An 18415-nucleotide genomic window follows, 5' to 3' on the forward strand; every position below is an offset into this window, starting at 1 on the left:
AATATCCTATCCCCAGTGCATTTCAGGTGCAGCGGAACAGCCCCGTAACAGCCCCCGACGCCAAGCAAAAGATCACGGGAATTCGCCGCTCTATGTCGACGTTTTACCCTGTGAAGCTTTGCACAACGCCGGACTTATTCCAGAGCACGGGAAGAATATTTCCAAGGTGGTACGGATTCGCAGTGGTCCAGAACTGCGCCTCGCGAGCCGGCCCGCGCGACAACAGGTCGCGGGCCTCCAACAGGCGCTGGAGTTGCCGGGCCACGGCGGCACCGGTGTCGATCAGGCTGATGGAGGCAGGAATCATCTCCAGCAACATCGGCTTGAGGAAGGGATAGTGGGTGCAGCCGAGGATAAGGGTGTCGCAGCCCGCCTCCAGCAAAGGCTCGACATAGCTACGCAGCAGCTGGCGCAAGGCATCGCTGTGCAAGTCGCCGTCTTCGATCATCTCCACCAGGCCAGGACAGGGTTGAGTGATCACTCGCACATCGTTGGCAAAGCGGTCGAGCAAGGCGGCGAACTTGGCGCTTTGCAAGGTCCCGGTGGTGGCCAGCACACCGACCACACCGCTGCGGGTGGCCGCCGCGGCGGGTTTGACCGCCGGCTCCATGGCCACCAGCGGCCAGTCCGGGTAAAGCTGGCGCAAGTCGGCGGCACCGGCCACCGTGGCGGTATTGCAGGCGATCACAAGCGCCTTGGCGCCTTGCTCGCGCAAGAAACCGGCGATCACTTCACAACGCCGGCGAATGTACGCCGGGCTTTTCTCACCGTAGGGGATATGCCCACAGTCAGCGAAATACAGTATCGACTCGTTGGGCAACAGGGCCTGGATTTCCTTGAGCACCGACAAGCCGCCGACGCCGGAGTCAAACACAGCGACCGGAGCATCACGCATGGCCGCCACCACACACGCTGCACTGCGGATCGCGCTTGACCCGCAGCTCGCGGAATTTCGTGCCCAGGGCATCGACCAGCAGCAAGCGTCCCACCAGCGGCTCGCCAAAACCGGCCAGCAGCTTCAAGGCTTCCAGGGCTTGCAGGCTGCCGACCAGCCCCACCAGCGGACCGATGACGCCGGCTTCGCTGCAGGTCAGTTCGGCTTCGCTGCCGTGCCCGTACAGGCAGTGGTAGCAGGGGCTTTCCGGGCGACGCGGATCGAACACCGAGAGTTGGCCTTCGAGGCGGATCGCCGCGCCGCTCACCAGCGGCTTGCCGGCGGCCACACAGGCCGCGTTCACCGCCTCGCGGGTGGCGAAGTTGTCGCAGCAATCGAGCACCAGGTCCACCGCCGCCACCGCGACGCCGAGAGAATCGGCGTCCAGGGCCTGGCGATGGGCGACCAGGCTGACCTCGGGATTGATGGCCGCGAGCCTGCGCAGCGCCGAATCGACCTTGGTCGAACCGATGCTGTCGGTGTCGTGGATGATCTGGCGTTGCAGGTTGGTCAGCTCGACCGTGTCGAAGTCCGCCAGGTGCAGTTCGCCGACCCCCGCCGCCGCCAGGTAAAGCGCCACCGGGGCGCCGAGGCCGCCAAGGCCGACAATCAGTACCCGGCTGTTTTTCAGACGCAACTGGCCGTCGATATCGACCTGTTGCAACAGGATCTGCCGGCTATAGCGCAACAGCTCCTGATCACTCAGCACGATAGGCGCCCCAGACTGATGCGTTGATGGCCGCCCAGGTCGGTACGGCTGTGAACCTCGCTGAACCCTTGGGCCGAGAGCAATTCGCGCACGGCTTCGGCCTGGTCGTAACCGTGTTCGAGCATCAACCAGCCATCGGCCTCCAGGTGCGCGGGCGCTTGGGCGATGATCAGGCGCAGATCGTCCAGGCCATCGGTGCCGGCCACCAGCGCGCTGGCGGGCTCGAAGCGCACATCGCCCTGCGCCAGATGCGGATCGGTCGAGGCAATGTACGGCGGGTTGCTGATGATCAGTTGAAAACGCCGGCCTTCCAGGGCGCTGAACCAATGACTGCTCAACACCGTGGCGTTGTCCAGGCCCAGGCGCTGGCGATTGCGTTCGGCCAGGGCCACGGCTTCCGGCACGCGGTCCACCGCCGTCACCCGCCAGCTCGGACGCTCGCTGGCCAGGGCCAGGGCAATCGCGCCGCTGCCGGTGCCCAGGTCGAGCACTGACGCCGACGCCTGTGGCAGCAACTCAAGGGCCGCTTCCACCAGCAGTTCGGTGTCCGGGCGGGGAATCAGGGTATGCGGCGCGACTTCCAGGTCCAGCTTCCAGAACCCCTGCTGGCCCAGGATATAGGCCACCGGCTCGCCGCCACGACGACGTTGCAGGAAGTCGGCAAAGGCCTGCGCGGCTTCGCTGCTGACGATCTTTTCCGGCCAGGTGTGCAGGTAGCTGCGGGATTTGCCCAGGGCCGCCGCCAACAGCAGTTCGGCGTCCAGGCGCGCGGTCGGCGAATCAGGCAGCTCGGCGGTGCGCAGCAGGCTGGCAATAATGGTCATTCAATCACCCAAGGCGGCCAGTTGATCGGCCTGGTATTCGGCCAACAGCGGTTCGATGACGGCTTCCACGCCACCGGCCAGCACTTCATCCAGGGAGTACAGGGTCAGGTTGACGCGATGGTCGGTCACCCGGCCCTGGGGAAAGTTGTAGGTACGGATGCGCTCGGAGCGGTCGCCCGAGCCCACCAGCAGCTTGCGCTCGCTGGCGATGGCATTGGCCGCGGCCGTGGTCTGCTGGTCGTTGAGCTTGGCCGACAGCCAGGACATGGCGCGCGCCCGGTTCTTGTGCTGGGAACGCTCTTCCTGGCATTCGACCACGATCCCCGAAGGCAAGTGGGTGATGCGGATCGCCGAGTCGGTCTTGTTGACGTGCTGGCCACCGGCGCCGGAGGAGCGGTAGGTGTCGATGCGCAGGTCCGCCGGGTTGATCTCGATGGCCTCCTGTTCGTCCGGCTCGGGCAACACCGCGACCGTGCACGCCGAGGTGTGGATGCGCCCCTGGGATTCGGTGGCCGGCACGCGCTGGACGCGGTGGGCACCGGACTCGAACTTCAGCTTGCCGTAGACGTTGTCGCCTTCGACCCGGGCAATGACTTCCTTGTAGCCACCGTGCTCACCCTCGTTTTCCGAGAGGATTTCCACCCGCCAGCCACGTTTCTCGGCATACCGCGAGTACATGCGGAACAGGTCGCCGGAGAAGATCGCCGCCTCGTCGCCGCCGGTGCCGGCGCGGATTTCGAGAAACACGTTGCGGCCGTCGTTGGGATCCTTGGGCAGCAACATGCGCTGCAGATTGCCCTCCAGTTCGACCAACTGTTCCTTGGCTTCGCGGACTTCCTCGACGGCCATTTCACGCATGTCCGGGTCGCTGTCCTTGAGCAGCGCCTGGGCGCCTTCGAGGTCGGACTGCACCTTCAGCACCTGCTGGTAGGCCGCGACAATCGGTTCGACTTCGGCGTATTCCTTGGAATAGGCGCGGAACTTGGTCTGATCGGAAATGACTTCGCCATCGCCGAGCAAGGCGGTCAGTTCCTCGAAACGGTCCTGGAGGATGTCCAGCTTATTGAGCAGTGACGCTTTCATTGCGGTTTCTTATCCGAAAAGCTATCCGATGAGCCCTCACCGAGGGCAAAGAGTTCCTGGGCCATGGCCAGCGCATCGAGGCGGCCTTCGGCGGACAACTTTTTCAGTTGCACGCTGGGCGCATGCATCAACTTGTTGGTCAGGCCACGGGCCAGTTGCATCAGTACCTCTTCGGCGCTGCTGCCGTTGGCCAGCAGACGCTGGGCCTTGTGCAATTCTTCGTCACGCAGGCGTTCGCTCTGCTGGCGGTAGGCGCGCAACACGTCCACCGCGGCCAACTCGCGCAGGCGCGCCATGAAATCGTCGACCCCACTGCTCACCAGTGCTTCGGCGGCCTGCGCGGCGCCCTGGCGGCTCTTGAGGTTCTCGGCGACCACTTCGTGGAGATCGTCGACACTATAGAGGTAAACGTCGTCCAACTCGCCGACTTCCGGCTCGATATCCCGGGGTACGGCGATGTCCACCATGAAGATCGGCTTGTGCTTGCGCAGCTTCAAGGCACTTTCCACCGCGCCCTTGCCGAGGATCGGCAACTGGCTGGCGGTGGAACTGATGACGATGTCGCTGTGCACCAGCTCCTGGGGGATGTCGGCCAGCAGCACCGCATGGGCACCGAACTCCTCGGCCAGGGTCTTGGCGCGCTCCAGGGTCCGGTTGGCCACCACGATCCGCTTGACGCCCTGCTCGTGCAGATGGCGGGCGACCAGGGTGATGGTTTCGCCGGCACCGATCAGCAGGGCGCTGCTGCGCTGCAGGTCGCTGAAAATCTGTTTGGCCAGGCTGACGGCGGCAAAGGCCACCGACACCGGGTTCTCGCCGATGGCGGTGTCGGTGCGCACCTGCTTGGCAGCGCTGAACGTGGCCTGGAACAGGCGCCCGAGCAACGGACCGATGGTCCCCGCCTCCCGTGCCACGGCATAGGCGGACTTCATCTGGCCGAGAATCTGCGGTTCGCCCAGCACCAGCGAATCCAGCCCCGAGGCCACGCGCATCATATGACGAACGGCGGCATCGTCTTCGTGCACGTAGGCACTGGCGCGCAGTTCGTCGAGACTCAGGTGGTGATAATCCGCCAGCCAGCGCAATACCGTGTCCGCCGCGATGTGGTCCTGCTCGATATACAGTTCACTGCGGTTGCAGGTGGAGAGGATCGCGGCTTCACGGCTGTCGGTGAGGCGGCACAGTTGCTGCAGGGCCTCCACCAACTGCTCGGGGGTAAAAGCCACGCGCTCGCGCACGTCTACGGACGCCGTCTTGTGGTTGATGCCGAGTGCGAGGAAGGCCATTCAGGGTCGCTGATGATGTCGATAAGCCGACAATTGTCCACCTTCGACTGATTCAGGACAACCATTGCCGACTATTGTCCTGATGTAACCTTGCTATAAATGTCCGCTGAGCGTCACAGGTATGGTTCTGCCCGCTGCTTGTGTCATGATGACCTGACCCGCAGGTAAGTTGTCCTTCTCCCAATATGAATAGATCCTCCGCGTTGCTCCTCGCTTTTGTCTTCCTCAGCGGCTGCCAGGCCTTGGCACCCGTGGCGCCGGGCCGTACGCCGGCGGTCGAGGAGACCACCCCGGCCCCGGAAAAGCCCAAGGTCTACAGCTCGTTCACCGAGGATACGGTGTTCAGCCTGTTGAGCGCGGAGCTGGCCGGGCAGCGAAATCGTTTCGATATCGCCCTGGATAACTACGTGACCCAGGCGATCAATACCCAGGACCCGGGCGTTTCCGAGCGAGCCTTCCGTATCGCCGAATACCTGGGCGCCGACCAGGCCGCCCTCGACACCTCGCTGATCTGGGCAAAAAACGCCCCGAACGACCTCGAGGCGCAACGCGCGGCGGCCATCCAGCTGGCACGCGGCGGGCGCTACGACGACGCCATGGTCTATATGGAGAAGGTCCTGCAAGGCAAGGGCGACACCCATTTCGACTTTCTCGCCCTGTCGGCCGCCGACACCGACCAGGACACCCGCAACGGCCTGATGAAGAGCTTTGACCGCCTGCTGGTCAAGCATCCGAAAAACAGCCAGCTGATTTTCGGCAAGGCCCTGCTGCTGCAACAGGATGGCGACACCCAGGGCGCCTTGACGCTGCTGGAGAAAAACCCGCCGGAAGAAGGCGAAATCGCCCCGATCCTGCTGCGCGCCCGCTTGCTGCAAGCGCTCAGCCGCGGCAAGGAAGCCTTGCCGATCCTGGAAAAAAACATCAAGAAATACCCGGATGACAAGCGCCTGCGCCTGACCTATGCGCGCATGCTGGTGGAACAGGACCGCATGGCCGACGCCAAGACCCAGTTCTCCAACCTCGTGCAGCAGTATCCGGAAGACGACGAATTGCGTTTCTCCCTGGCGCTGGTCTGCCTCGAAGCCAAGGCCTGGGACGAGGCCAAGGGCTACCTGGAACAACTGATCGTCCGCGAAAGCCATGTCGACTCGGCACACCTGAACCTGGGCCGCATCGCCGAAGAACACAACGACCTGCAGACCGCCCTGGACGAATACGGGCAGGTCAGGCCGGGCAACGACTACCTGCCGGCGCAACTGCGCCAGACCGATATCCTGGTCACTACCGGGCGTGGCGCCGAGGCGTCGAGCAAACTCAAGAGCGCCCGCGACGAGCAGCCGGACTACGCGATCCAGCTCTACCTGATCGAGGCCGAGATCCTCTCCGCCAACCATCAGGGCGATCGCGCCTGGAGCGTCCTGCAACAGGCCCTGCTGCAGTACCCGGATGACCTGAACCTGCTTTATACCCGGGCCATGCAGGCGGAAAAGCGCAACGACCTGGCGCAGATGGAGAAAGACCTGCGCGCCATCCTCAAGCGCGAACCCGACAATGCCATGGCGCTGAATGCCCTCGGCTACACCCTGTCGGACCGTACGACCCGCTATGCCGAGGCCAAGGAGCTGATCGAGAAGGCTCACCAGTTGAATCCGGAAGATCCGGCGGTACTCGACAGCCTCGGCTGGGTGAATTTCCGCCTGGGCAACCTCGACGAAGCCGAGCGCCTGCTGCGCCAGGCCCTGGAGCGGTTCCCCGACCAGGAAGTCGCCGCGCACCTGGGCGAAGTCCTGTGGAGCAACGGCAAGCAACGCGAAGCCCGGCAAATCTGGGGCAAGTTCCTCAAGGACCAACCCGACAGCCCACTCCTGCGCAGCACCATCAAGCGCCTGACCGGTTCCGAGACTCTTTAAATCTATGTTCCTGCGCCACCTCGTTGTTTTCAGCCTGATCGCCCTGCTCGCCGGTTGCGCGGGCTTCGGTGCCCGTGAGTCCGTCGAAGGCCACGGCGATCCTGCCCTGTGGACCAAACACAAGCAGCAATTGAGCAGCCTCGACGGCTGGCAGATCAATGGCAAGGTCGGTATCCGCGCACCGAAGGATTCCGGCAGCGGTACCCTGTTCTGGCTGCAACGCCAGGATTACTACGATATCCGCCTGTCCGGCCCGCTCGGACGTGGCGCCGCGCGCCTGACCGGACGTCCCGGCCAGGTGAGCCTGGAGGTCGCCAACCAGGGTCGCTACGCCGCGAACAGCCCCGAAGCCCTGCTCCAGGAGCAACTGGGCTGGGAGTTGCCGGTGTCCCATCTGGTCTGGTGGGTCCGTGGCCTGCCTGCGCCGGACAGCAAAAGCCGCCTGAGCCTGGACAGCGACAGCCGCCTGGCCACCCTGGAACAGGATGGCTGGCAGGTCGAGTACCTGAGCTACAGCCAGCAGAACGGCTACTGGTTGCCCGAGCGCGTCAAGCTGCACGGTCGCGACCTCGACGTCACCCTGGTGATCAAGGACTGGCAGCCGCGCCAGCTGGGACAGTGACATGAGCGCTGCCCGCCTGACCCTGCCCGCGCCGGCCAAGCTCAACCTGATGCTGCACATCCTCGGTCGCCGTGCGGACGGCTATCACGAATTGCAGACCCTGTTTCAGTTTCTCGACTACGGCGACGAACTGAGTTTCGCTGTCCGTGACGACGGCGTGATCCGGCTGCACACCGAGTTCGACGGCGTGCCCCACGACAGCAACCTGATCGTGCGCGCCGCGAAAAAACTCCAGGAACAATCCGGCAGCGCCCTGGGCGTGGATATCTGGATCGAGAAGATCCTGCCCATGGGCGGCGGCATCGGTGGCGGCAGCTCGAATGCCGCGACCACCCTGCTCGGCCTCAATCATCTCTGGCAACTGGGCTGGGACGAGGATCGCCTGGCCGGCCTGGGCCTGACACTGGGCGCCGACGTCCCGGTTTTCGTCCGCGGGCACGCGGCTTTCGCCGAGGGCGTGGGGGAAAAACTCACCCCGGTAGACCCCGACGAACCCTGGTATGTCGTGCTCGTTCCGCAAGTCTCTGTAAGTACAGCAGAAATTTTTTCAGATCCGCTGTTGACACGTGACTCCGCGCCCATTAAAGTGCGCCCCGTTCCCAAGGGAAACAGTCGAAATGACTGCTTGCCGGTTGTTGCAAGGCGTTATCCAGAGGTACGTAACGCTTTGAATTTGTTAGGTAAGTTTACCGAAGCAAAATTAACCGGCACTGGAAGTTGTGTGTTTGGGGCCTTCCCAAACAAAGCTGAAGCTGATAAAGTCTCGGCCCTTCTTACAGAGACCCAAACAGGGTTTGTGGCAAAGGGAAGCAACGTTTCGATGTTGCATCGCAAGCTGCAAAGTCTGCTCTAGGAATCGAGTACAGGGTACTCGTTGCAACAGATACAGGGGCGTCGCCAAGCGGTAAGGCAGCAGGTTTTGATCCTGCCATGCGTTGGTTCGAATCCAGCCGCCCCTGCCATTTTCCTATACTCATCCAGGTTACCCTCAGCCTTCAGGTACTGCGCGTGTCCAAGATGATGGTCTTTACGGGGAATGCCAACCCCGATCTGGCTCGGCGTGTCGTACGTCAGCTGCATATCCCACTCGGTGACATTTCTGTCGGTAAGTTCTCCGACGGCGAAATCACCGCTGAGATCAATGAAAACGTCCGCGGTAAAGACGTCTTCATCATTCAGCCGACTTGCGCTCCGACCAACGATAACCTGATGGAACTCGTCGTGATGGCTGATGCCTTCCGCCGTTCCTCAGCCACTCGAATCACTGCGGTGATCCCTTACTTTGGTTATGCCCGTCAGGATCGCCGTCCGCGTTCCGCGCGCGTGGCAATCAGCGCGAAAGTCGTCGCTGACATGCTCACCGTCGTCGGCATCGACCGTGTTCTCACGGTTGACCTGCACGCAGACCAGATCCAGGGTTTCTTCGATATTCCGGTAGATAACATCTACGGCTCCCCCGTTCTGGTGGATGACATCGAAGATCAACGCTTCGAAAACCTGATGATCGTGTCTCCGGACATTGGCGGCGTCGTGCGTGCACGGGCTGTTGCCAAGTCGCTGGGCGTGGATCTGGGCATCATCGACAAACGTCGTGAGAAGGCCAACCACTCCGAAGTGATGCACATCATCGGTGACGTCGAAGGCCGCACCTGTATTCTCGTCGATGACATGGTCGACACCGCAGGCACCCTGTGCCACGCGGCGAAAGCCCTCAAGGAACATGGCGCTGCCAAGGTCTTTGCCTACTGCACACACCCTGTGCTGTCGGGTCGTGCGATCGAGAACATTGAAAATTCCGTGCTGGACGAGCTGGTGGTGACCAACACCATCCCGCTGTCCGCCGCCGCACAAGCCTGTGCACGTATCCGTCAACTGGATATCGCACCGGTAGTCGCCGAAGCGGTTCGCCGCATCAGCAACGAAGAATCGATCAGCGCGATGTTCCGCTAAGGGCCCTGCCCGGCAGACACCTCGTTGACGTAAAGCGCCCCGCCCCAACACCCATGTTGGGGCGGGGCTTTTTTGCCCATACCGCTCACGTCGGTCGCAGACGTGACGGGACATGGCTATTTTGGAGATACAAAATGACTGATTTCATCCTGAACGCCGAAGCGCGTAACGACCTGGGGAAAGGTGCGAGCCGCCGCCTGCGTCGTCTCGCCAACCAGGTTCCTGCCGTTGTCTACGGTGGCGACAAGGCTCCTGAGTCCATCATGATGCTGGCCAAAGAAGTGGCCAAGCTGTTCGAAGACGAGGCTGCTTTCAGCCACGTGATCGAACTGAACGTCGGCGGCACCAAGCAGAGCGTGATCGTTAAAGCCCTGCAGCGTCACCCAGCCAAGCAGTTCATCATGCACGCCGACTTCGTTCGCGTTGTTGCCGGCAAGAAACTGACTGCTACCGTTCCTGTGCACTTCGTCAACGAAGCAGCTCCAGTGAAGAAAGGCGGCGAGATCTCCCACGTTGTGAACGAGATCGAAGTGTCTTGCGAAGCCAAGGACCTGCCTGAGTTCATCGAAGTCGACCTGGCTGACGCCGAAGTGGGTTCGATCATCCACCTGTCGAACCTCAAGGCTCCAAAAGGCGTTGAGTTCGTCGCACTGGCTCACGGTAACGACCTGGCTGTTGCCAACGTTCACGCGCCACGTGTTGCACCAGAAGCCGCTGCCGAGTAATCGTTTACTCCGCAACGTCGGAGTCATGGAAACATCGCGAGCTGGCAAGTAGCGAGTAAAGCGGGCGGGATCGCGAAGTTTGCATCATGTAAATGAGCACGTTTCGTCCACCTTCGCCGCTACGCCGAATAGCCGCGATGTTATCCACAACTCCGAGGAAGGGCCCCTGTCGTGACTGCCATCAAACTGATCGTTGGCCTGGGAAATCCAGGCACCGAATACGAACAGACCCGGCATAACGCGGGGGCCCTTTTTGTTGAGCGCATCGCCCACGCCCAAGGTGTCAACCTGGTGGCCGATCGCAAATATTTCGGCCTGACCGGGCGCTTCAGTCACCAGGGTCAGGATGTTCGTCTGTTGATCCCCACCACCTACATGAACCGCAGCGGCCAGGCCGTGGCGGCATTGGCTGGATTCTTCCGCATCACGCCCGAAGAAATCCTGGTGGCCCACGACGAGCTGGACTTGCCCCCCGGTGTCGCCAAGCTCAAACAGGGCGGCGGACACGGCGGGCACAACGGCCTGCGCGACATCATCGCGCAGCTCGGCAACCAGAATACCTTTCACCGCCTGCGGCTTGGCATTGGCCACCCGGGCGTTGCCAGTATGGTTTCAAATTTTGTCCTGGGTCGTGCGCCACGCGCCGAACAGGAAAAGCTCGATGCCAGCATCGATTTTGCCCTCGGCGTGCTGCCGGATATCCTCGCCGGGGAATGGAACCGAGCGATGAAAAACCTGCACAGCCAGAAGGCCTGACTCTTATCCGAGGGGAAACACCATGGGATTCAATTGCGGCATCGTCGGCCTGCCCAACGTCGGCAAATCCACCCTGTTCAACGCCCTGACCAAATCCGGTATCGCGGCGGAGAACTTCCCCTTCTGCACCATCGAACCGAACAGCGGTATCGTGCCGATGCCCGACCCGCGCCTGCAGGCCCTGGCCGAGATCGTCAAGCCCAAGCGCATCCTGCCGACCACCATGGAGTTCGTCGACATCGCGGGCCTGGTGGCCGGTGCCTCGAAAGGTGAAGGCCTGGGCAACAAGTTCCTCGCCAACATCCGTGAAACCGATGCCATCGCCCACGTGGTCCGCTGCTTCGAAGACGAGAACGTGATTCACGTCTCCAACAGCGTCGACCCCAAGCGCGACATCGAGATCATCGACCTGGAACTGATCTTCGCCGACCTCGACAGCTGCGAGAAGCAACTGCAGAAAGTCACCCGTAACGCCAAGGGCGGTGACAAGGACGCCGTGGTGCAAAAGGGCCTGCTGGAGCAGTTGATCGCCCACTTCACCGAAGGCAAGCCGGCGCGCAGCCTGATGAAGAACATGGGTGCCGACGAGAAGGCAGTGATCCGCGGCTTCCACCTGCTGACCACCAAGCCGGTGATGTACATCGCCAACGTCGCCGAAGACGGCTTCGAGAACAACCCGCTGCTGGACGTGGTCATGGCCATCGCCGAGGAAGAAGGCGCGGTGGTAGTGCCGGTGTGCAACAAGATCGAAGCGGAAATCGCCGAGCTGGACGACGGTGAAGAGAAGGACATGTTCCTCGAAGCCCTGGGCCTTGAAGAACCCGGCCTGAACCGCGTGATCCGTGCCGGCTACGAAATGCTCCACCTGCAGACCTACTTCACCGCCGGTGTCGAGGAAGTCCGCGCCTGGACCGTGCGTGTCGGTGCGACCGCACCACAGGCTGCCGGTGTGATCCACACCGACTTCGAAAAAGGCTTCATCCGCGCCGAAGTGATCGCCTACAACGACTTCATCCAGTACAAGGGCGAAGCCGGGACCAAGGAAGCCGGCAAATGGCGCCTGGAAGGCAAGGACTACATCGTCAAGGACGGTGATGTGATGCACTTCCGCTTCAACGTCTAACTGATCCGTATTAACTCACGACGGTCCAATTTGGCCCGGTATTCTGAAGAAGCCCTGTAGATACAGGGCTTCTTTGTTTCAGGGCGTGTCAGATGTGGTCGCTATTAATGTCACGTTCAGAACGCCTGCTCCATCTTTTGCAAGTTTTGCGGCGCTATCGCCGCCCAGTGAGCGGCCAGGTACTGGCAAACGAGCTTGGCATCAGTATCCGTACCTTGTATCGGGATATCGCTAGCCTGCAAGCCCAGGGGGCCATGATAGAAGGCGAGCCGCGTATTGGGTACGTCATGAAGCCGGGCTTCATGCTGCCACCCTTGATGTTTGGCTCAGAAGAACTTGAAGCCTTGGTCTTGGGCATGCGCTGGGTGGCGGACCGTTGTGATCGCACCCTGGCCGAGGGTGCACTGAATGTATTGGCCAAGGTTTCGTCAGTATTGCCTTCCGAATTGCGGCGGGAGCTGGAAGAATCGGCACTGCTTGTCGGCGCTCCCTTGCAGAGACCAAATAATCCGCCGTCTCATGACATCCTGCGCAGCGCTGTACGTTCTGAACTGAAGCTGCGAATCACTTACATGGATGGTGACGGCATTCAGACGCAGCGCGTGGTATGGCCGTTTGCCTTGGTCTATTTTGACCAGTCCAGAGTGTTGATGTGCTGGTGCGAGCTGAGAAACGGCTTCCGAAATTTTCGTACTGACCGCATATTGGTAACGGACGAGACCAATGAGCGCTACCCCAAGCGGAGAGCCGCTTTGCTACGCGAGTGGCGCAAAGCCCACCAGGAAGCGAGTAAAACTATACTGCCAGAATCTGACAGGATTGGATCTTAAACTGAGCCCTCTTTCAAATCAGGAGCTCAAGATGAAATTCGCATCGGTACGTGTGGTCACGCAGGGTCTCGAAAACATGATCACCTTTTACCAGCACCTTTCCGGCATCACGGCAAACCGCCCGGCAGAAGGTTTTGCAGAAATCCACTTCAACGGGGCAGTACTAGCCCTTTCCTCTGAACGCCTGATTACCCTGTTCAATGCAGGGGCCGCAAAAGCAGCAGCCAATCAATCAGCGATACTGGAGTTTGAAGTAACGGACGTGGATGCAGTACTCGAACGGATAGCTGATAACGGCGTCAATGTCGTCATGCCGACAACGACAATGCCATGGGGGAACCGCTCGCTGCTGTTACGCGATCCAGATGGCAATCTCGTAAATATATTCTCCCGCCCCACCAATCAGTCCGTGAACTTTCCAGGTAATTTGGTGACCCCTGGGTGACGCAAAGGTCTGCGACGGGGCGGCTGCCGACATCCAACTCGATTGCGTTGCACCTAATATATTGCGCGAATGCATCGGATAGGCGACCGGGTATGGAACCGGGTAACATTAGGTTTACCGAGTGGAACTGCCGCATGAATGCTGGATAAATTGGGGCTATTTCTCGTTTAACGTATAAGCGTTGTCGGAATCGAAGAAGCCGCGTAGATACGCGGCTTTTTTGTGGGCGCTCCGATATGACTTACAACCGGAGAGGCCCTCGCCATCGGTGACTCATCGGAGGCAGTTCAGATACTCAGCTCGCTGCACAGGCTCCGGCTGGCTTATCGGTTTGGGAAAGTCAGCATCGGCCTTCATCAAGTGACCGATGTCCATGTGACCCCAGAGCCAGCCTGCATGCAGTTGCCGGCTGAAGCAGGTAAAAAATCGCTCCTTGTCGCCCCATGTCGGCTGCCACGCCGTATCCATCAAGGTTCGGGCCGACGCACTGTTGCCGGAATAGATGTACATCAGCATGTCGCGCCATAACAGGGTGGGAGGCCAGCTATCGACCTCTTCCTTCAAGAGCTCCTGCGCATCCTCCTCCAACTCGACATACGATGGCGCCGGTTTGCGCATGCCATCGACGTCCAATACATAGCGTCCTTGCATGGCATCCCAGTTGAGCGAGATCGGCGGCGCTGGACTGCCTGCGAATGAGTGATGCCAGGATGCGAAACTGAAATCGTAGAAGCCCAATGTCGGCCCGCCATGAGCGAGCGCTTGCAGATCGATCTGATCCGAATTGAGAGCCTCGATATCTTGCATATGCAGCGTTGGCGAAAAACTGATGACGTGCAATGTATCGCAACAATTAGCGCCACCACTGAAGCCTTGCACGATCATGTTCGGTGCATGGGTGGGATCCGGGTCGGTATAGAGCACGTAGAAGTGGACGTCGCGGAGCGTGATCGGCTGGGAACCTTCTCGCGTCAAGGTCACGATTTCTTCGGCGTAATCCGACTCGGACTCCGGCTCCAGTTCGGACACCTGAATGCTCGTATCGCCGACGGTTGAACTGATCAGCTTCTTGGGCTCGGCTTCCACAGCCCAGACCTGGCTCACCGCAAGACACAAAAGCCACGCGGCACACCGGCGCATAGGCCGGATGCGTTTAGGGCAAAGAGAGAGAAACATGCGGCTTCCTAGGGTTGCCCTGATCCATTGGACGCCAGTGTATGCTGGACAGGGCAAGCGGATAAAGGCTGCAAACCTCACTCGCCACGCTCCTGATGCAGGACCTGCTGGCCGATGGGAAGAAACGCCCTGAATATCGAGTCGGCAGCGGTATTTGCTCGCTACCTTGAGGTGCCGGTTTCCGCTTTCAGTAAGCGCTTGGCACAACAGATCAAAGAGATCTCCAGGTCGAACGCCTCGAACCTCGGTGAGGCGACTCAGCCTGTCGAGGCCTTCCGTTATCCTGTTATCACTTGGGTAGCCGCAGGGGCTGCTGAAACGGCCGAATCCCTTCCAACAGACGACTCAGGCACTTACCAAACGTCTGAATACGACTCCACCGGCCCTGCGTTCTGGCTACAGGTGAGAGGCGATTCGATGGCCTCTCCCTCTGGCATGAGTATCAACGAAGGCACCTCGATTCTGGTGGATACTGCGATTGAAGCCGCCCCAGGCAGACTGGTAGTGGCGAAATTTCCAGACAGTAATGAAACCACCTTCAGGATGCTTGTGAGTGATGGTGGAAAGCTGTATCTGAAACCGCTCAATCAGGATTACCCGGTTGAGTCGTTTGGCGAGAGCGGCCGGATTATTGGTGTGGTGGTTCAGGCGATGCAGAAATTTCACTGATCGGAATGGAGTCTCTCGTATCTCACTGCGGAAAATCGAGTATTGCCTTGACCAGCTTCAAGCTTAGGAAAACTTACGTGCGAGCGGGTCTTAGCAGCGCGAGCTCTCGTAGCTGAGCCATCAATATAGGATTTACCTCAGGAAGGACTCACACCCGAAAAAATAAACGCGTCCCATTTCCTTCTCTAAAAATAAGCTCTCAGCCACTGCAGTAAACTAAGTCTACGTCTTCGGGTTGTTTTTCGTTTCGGCTAAACGCTATGCTCCACGATCTCCGAACAACATATGCAAAGGGACTTGTCGGCATGGTGCGTAACGGACCTACACCTCACGCTTCCTTCGCGAATACCGTGCGCCATAGAGCACTCTTAAAAATTCACTAATTTTTCTTTACGCAGAGAAAAGCCCAATGCACCTGCCACCGCTAATCAAAGAACTCATAAGCCGAGACCATGCGCTGAATGCCGTAGTGCTTAAAGCACTTTCCATTGTTGAGCCATGGACGCTTGATAATAGAACCGTTTTCTTTCACGAGTACACCGACCATAGCTTAAAACACTTAGCAGAGGTTTTACTCACAGCCGAAGGACTTATATCTGACAAGTCGTGGCCGAACCTAACAGCTGAGGACGGGGCAGTCATTATACTGTCTGTGCTCCTGCATGACTGTGCCCTTCATATTTCTGAGGACGGCTTTTTTTCCTTGATAAACGGTAACTATCAACCTGCACCATCTCGCTATATTCAAGGAGAAACAGCATGGCCAGCTCTTTGGGATCAGTTCCTTACAGAGGCTCGCCGTTTTGATCAGCGCAAGCTGCATGCACTATTCGGAAGCTCCGAACCAGTTCAAGATATACCATCAAATAAGCTTAATCTGACATTCAAGCATCGATTGCTTATTGGAGAGTTCCTCCGACGGCATCACGCGAGACTTGCACACGAAATAGCAATTTCAGGAATACCTGGACCTAACTCCCCAGTTGTTCTCGCAGACATTGAGTTTAAGGATCTGATGGATCTTTCAGGATACGTGGCAAGGAGCCACAACTCATCAATTCGCTCTGCGGTAGATGTCCTCGAACCAAATCAACGGCGTATTCATCACAACTGTCGAGCTCCATTTGTGATGATGGTGCTTCGTATAGCAGACTACCTTCAGATTCACTCCTCGCGAGCGCCTGGACAGCTACTCCGACTTAAATCGCTCGTTAGCCCGGTTTCACGCGGAGAATGGCGAAAACATATGTCGGTCAGAGAGATCCACCAAGCACACGACGATCCGGAAGCTATATTTGTAGATTGCGAGCCAGAAAGCGCAGCAACATTCTTAGGGATGCGGAGCTTGTTACGCGATATTCAGGCCGAACTAGATAACAGCTGGGCGGTACTCGGCGAAGTTTATGGATTACTTCCCCCTCTCAGCTCTCTTGGAATTACAATCAGGCGTATCAGATCTAACCTAGACGATCCGAATCTTTTTTGGAAAAAACGACGCCCGTCGTATCTTCCACGCGATTTTAGATTCAAGACTGCCAGTGCTGAGCTTATGGATTTACTAGTGATGCCACTTTATGGTGACAAGCCAGAAATCGGTATTCGCGAGCTAGTTCAAAATGCTGTAGATGCTTGTCGAGAGAGGAATGATCTGATAACGAAGGATCTTGTGAGCTCTGCGTTAAAAACCAGTGAAGATGTAATCGTCACCATAAACAAGCCTGAGGGCGAGAGCGCAAGCCTAGTTATTGAGGACTTCGGTGTTGGCATGACTCCAGATGTAGTCGATAAATATCTTCTAAATATTGGTGCCTCATTCCGAAGCAGCGACATATGGAGAAAAAATCACGAATCCAATGGGCACTCTACAGTTCATCGAACAGGTCGTTTTGGAATAGGATTGCTCGCGGCGTTCCTACTTGGCCCCGAAATAAGAGTGACAACTCGCTCCATATACAGCGAGGAAGATGATGCAATTACATTTTCGTGCCTACAGGGCTCAGAGTCGATCGAAGTCACGCCTTGTAAGTTTCACGTAGGAACCAGAATTGAAATCCCACTATCAGATGAAATAGTAGCCAAGCTCACTAGAGATAACGAGTTATGGGACTGGTATTGCCTTCTAACCCCGAGTGTAAAACGAGTTTTCGCCACTGACAGCCATCGCGATCTCAGGCAGATGTATACAGTTCCAGAATGTGATTCCAGTCTCGACAGCACTAAGTGGCGCCGTATCAACGCAGAAGGATATGACGATATAATCTGGAGCTATGAAGCACTTGAACGGTGGGGGCAAACCGACACCTCAATCATTTGCAATGGAATATGGTTATGCCAGAGAAGTTACAAATTATCACATAAAGTTTCGAATGAGCTAGGTGTTATTTGCGCATTACAGCCCAGCCTAGTTATTTTTGATCCCGATGGACGACTCCCTATTAACCTACAGCGCAACGAGCTCGCCTCAGGTCACACCGGATTTGAAAAAGAACTTACCCTTGATATTTCAGACTATTTTGCCACCCGCTTAATTCGGACATTTGAGAGCCTTAATCCAGGAATCACGCCAGAAAACGTACTTCTTTCCATCAACCCTAAAATTCAGGGTCTAGGGCAGGAGTTTGAACACCGCAATGATGTTGCCTTTATGCTTCTATCAAAAATAGGAGTAACTCCGGTTGACGCTGACCTTCTTAGGGCCTCGAAGATAAAAAGCATCGCCATCGATGCAGTCAACATATCTACTAAGCAGGGGGCATTCACGTCGCCATCATTCACATCATGGGCACAACATTATGTCGCTGTAGACGGTATTACCCGGACTAAAGTTAGCCGAACTAACTTTCTACGCGATTCGATCGGAGGGACTGGACATGATGGCTTTTTTTCGAAATTAGGAGTAATAGGGCGCCGAATACTCGTTCGTAAAACAGATGTCGCGGAGCTCGTTACATCTAGAAATGTGCCACGAAACCTATGGAATAAATTGACTCTAGAGAGCGATCTTGGAGAATGGGGCCTTTGGTCTTCGGGGGTCCTTCCCACGCTGACACTTGACCTAGCTACAGTATGCGCAGATCTTGATCGCTCGGAAGCATTTGGTATCACCCTCCTTTACTTTGATATTGATGCTAGCGAGAAGGAAGTAACTCAATCACACCCGTCTGTATTTTCGGAAGTATGGAATCAGAAGGTCCGTTCGCCAACTCTTCTGCAGCGACCCCACTAACGTAAGTATTGAATAGTGCCCAACCTCGTGCTTCAGCGGATCGAGTTCAGCACCCGCTGAACTCGAAGGGCCGAAAACAGGACGGATTTATTTAAGAAATAGGACATTGAAACGCCACCTCACTGTGGGAGCGGTACTTGCCCGCGA

At 58.2% G+C, this 18415-nt stretch carries 17 protein-coding genes and 1 tRNA gene; 12 read left to right on the forward strand and 6 right to left on the reverse strand.

Annotation, left to right across the window (positions count from 1 at the left end):
* Window positions 1–103 precede the first annotated feature (103 nt).
* The 5 genes from murI to hemA are packed head-to-tail and all read right to left on the reverse strand — an operon-like array spanning window position 104 to window position 4836.
* The gene (gene murI / locus NUH87_RS12915) at window positions 104–895 is read right to left on the reverse strand and encodes a glutamate racemase (protein WP_338526241.1); all 792 of its coding nucleotides are present in this window, start codon (window positions 893–895) and stop codon (window positions 104–106) included.
* Window positions 888–1643: a molybdopterin-synthase adenylyltransferase MoeB gene (locus NUH87_RS12920; protein ID WP_338526242.1), complete on the reverse strand. Its 756-nt coding sequence runs from the start codon at window positions 1641–1643 to the stop codon at window positions 888–890. The genes murI and NUH87_RS12920 overlap by 8 nt, the downstream gene beginning before the upstream one ends.
* The gene (gene prmC, locus NUH87_RS12925; protein WP_338526243.1) at window positions 1637–2467 is read right to left on the reverse strand and encodes a peptide chain release factor N(5)-glutamine methyltransferase; all 831 of its coding nucleotides are present in this window, start codon (window positions 2465–2467) and stop codon (window positions 1637–1639) included. Before prmC ends, NUH87_RS12920 begins: the two co-directional genes overlap by 7 nt.
* Complete coding sequence (gene prfA, locus NUH87_RS12930; RefSeq protein WP_338526244.1) at window positions 2468–3550, reverse strand: peptide chain release factor 1; 1083 nt, start codon at window positions 3548–3550, stop codon at window positions 2468–2470. It abuts the gene before it with no gap.
* A complete protein-coding gene (hemA, locus tag NUH87_RS12935) occupies window positions 3547–4836 on the reverse strand; it encodes a glutamyl-tRNA reductase (protein WP_338526245.1) in 1290 nt (429 codons plus the stop codon). The genes prfA and hemA overlap by 4 nt, the downstream gene beginning before the upstream one ends.
* Before the next feature lie 185 nt (window positions 4837–5021).
* Between hemA and NUH87_RS12940 the strand changes: the two genes are divergently transcribed.
* The 10 genes from NUH87_RS12940 to NUH87_RS12985 all read left to right on the forward strand — a co-directional run bounded on the left by NUH87_RS12940 (window position 5022) and on the right by NUH87_RS12985 (window position 13197).
* A complete protein-coding gene (locus NUH87_RS12940; RefSeq protein ID WP_338526246.1) occupies window positions 5022–6746 on the forward strand; it encodes a tetratricopeptide repeat protein in 1725 nt (574 codons plus the stop codon).
* Window positions 6747–6750: 4 nt separating this feature from the next.
* On the forward strand, window positions 6751–7368 hold the full coding sequence (gene lolB, locus NUH87_RS12945) for a lipoprotein insertase outer membrane protein LolB (protein WP_338526247.1): 618 nt from the start codon (window positions 6751–6753) through the stop codon (window positions 7366–7368).
* Between the two features lies 1 nt (window position 7369).
* A complete protein-coding gene (gene ispE, locus NUH87_RS12950; protein ID WP_040064214.1) occupies window positions 7370–8221 on the forward strand; it encodes a 4-(cytidine 5'-diphospho)-2-C-methyl-D-erythritol kinase in 852 nt (283 codons plus the stop codon).
* 34 nt (window positions 8222–8255) lie between these two features.
* A tRNA-Gln gene (locus tag NUH87_RS12955) sits at window positions 8256–8330 on the forward strand.
* Window positions 8331–8376: 46 nt separating this feature from the next.
* On the forward strand, window positions 8377–9318 hold the full coding sequence (locus NUH87_RS12960) for a ribose-phosphate pyrophosphokinase (protein WP_003171603.1): 942 nt from the start codon (window positions 8377–8379) through the stop codon (window positions 9316–9318).
* Between the two features lie 134 nt (window positions 9319–9452).
* The gene (locus NUH87_RS12965) at window positions 9453–10043 is read left to right on the forward strand and encodes a 50S ribosomal protein L25/general stress protein Ctc (protein WP_338526248.1); all 591 of its coding nucleotides are present in this window, start codon (window positions 9453–9455) and stop codon (window positions 10041–10043) included.
* A gap of 171 nt (window positions 10044–10214) precedes the next feature.
* The gene (pth, locus tag NUH87_RS12970) at window positions 10215–10799 is read left to right on the forward strand and encodes an aminoacyl-tRNA hydrolase (RefSeq protein ID WP_040064210.1); all 585 of its coding nucleotides are present in this window, start codon (window positions 10215–10217) and stop codon (window positions 10797–10799) included.
* A gap of 22 nt (window positions 10800–10821) precedes the next feature.
* A complete protein-coding gene (ychF, locus tag NUH87_RS12975; protein ID WP_338526249.1) occupies window positions 10822–11922 on the forward strand; it encodes a redox-regulated ATPase YchF in 1101 nt (366 codons plus the stop codon).
* Window positions 11923–12029: 107 nt separating this feature from the next.
* Window positions 12030–12752, forward strand: coding sequence for an HTH domain-containing protein (locus tag NUH87_RS12980; protein WP_040064289.1), 723 nt, complete (start codon window positions 12030–12032; stop codon window positions 12750–12752).
* Window positions 12753–12783: 31 nt separating this feature from the next.
* Window positions 12784–13197: a VOC family protein gene (locus NUH87_RS12985; RefSeq protein ID WP_338526250.1), complete on the forward strand. Its 414-nt coding sequence runs from the start codon at window positions 12784–12786 to the stop codon at window positions 13195–13197.
* 273 nt (window positions 13198–13470) lie between these two features.
* Here the strand turns inward: NUH87_RS12985 and NUH87_RS12990 are convergent, their stop codons facing one another.
* Window positions 13471–14373 (reverse strand): hypothetical protein, encoded by a 903-nt coding sequence (locus NUH87_RS12990; protein WP_338526251.1) that lies wholly within the window; start codon window positions 14371–14373, stop codon window positions 13471–13473.
* 114 nt (window positions 14374–14487) lie between these two features.
* Between NUH87_RS12990 and NUH87_RS12995 the strand changes: the two genes are divergently transcribed.
* Together NUH87_RS12995 and NUH87_RS13000 are read left to right on the forward strand one after the other, a co-directional pair.
* Window positions 14488–15042 (forward strand): S24 family peptidase, encoded by a 555-nt coding sequence (locus tag NUH87_RS12995; protein ID WP_338526252.1) that lies wholly within the window; start codon window positions 14488–14490, stop codon window positions 15040–15042.
* Window positions 15043–15511: 469 nt separating this feature from the next.
* On the forward strand, window positions 15512–18268 hold the full coding sequence (locus NUH87_RS13000) for an HD domain-containing protein (RefSeq protein ID WP_338526253.1): 2757 nt from the start codon (window positions 15512–15514) through the stop codon (window positions 18266–18268).
* The last annotated feature ends 147 nt before the right edge of the window (window positions 18269–18415 follow it).

Source organism: Pseudomonas batumici (assembly GCF_036585405.1).
Taxonomy (GTDB): Bacteria; Pseudomonadota; Gammaproteobacteria; order Pseudomonadales; family Pseudomonadaceae; genus Aquipseudomonas; species Aquipseudomonas batumici.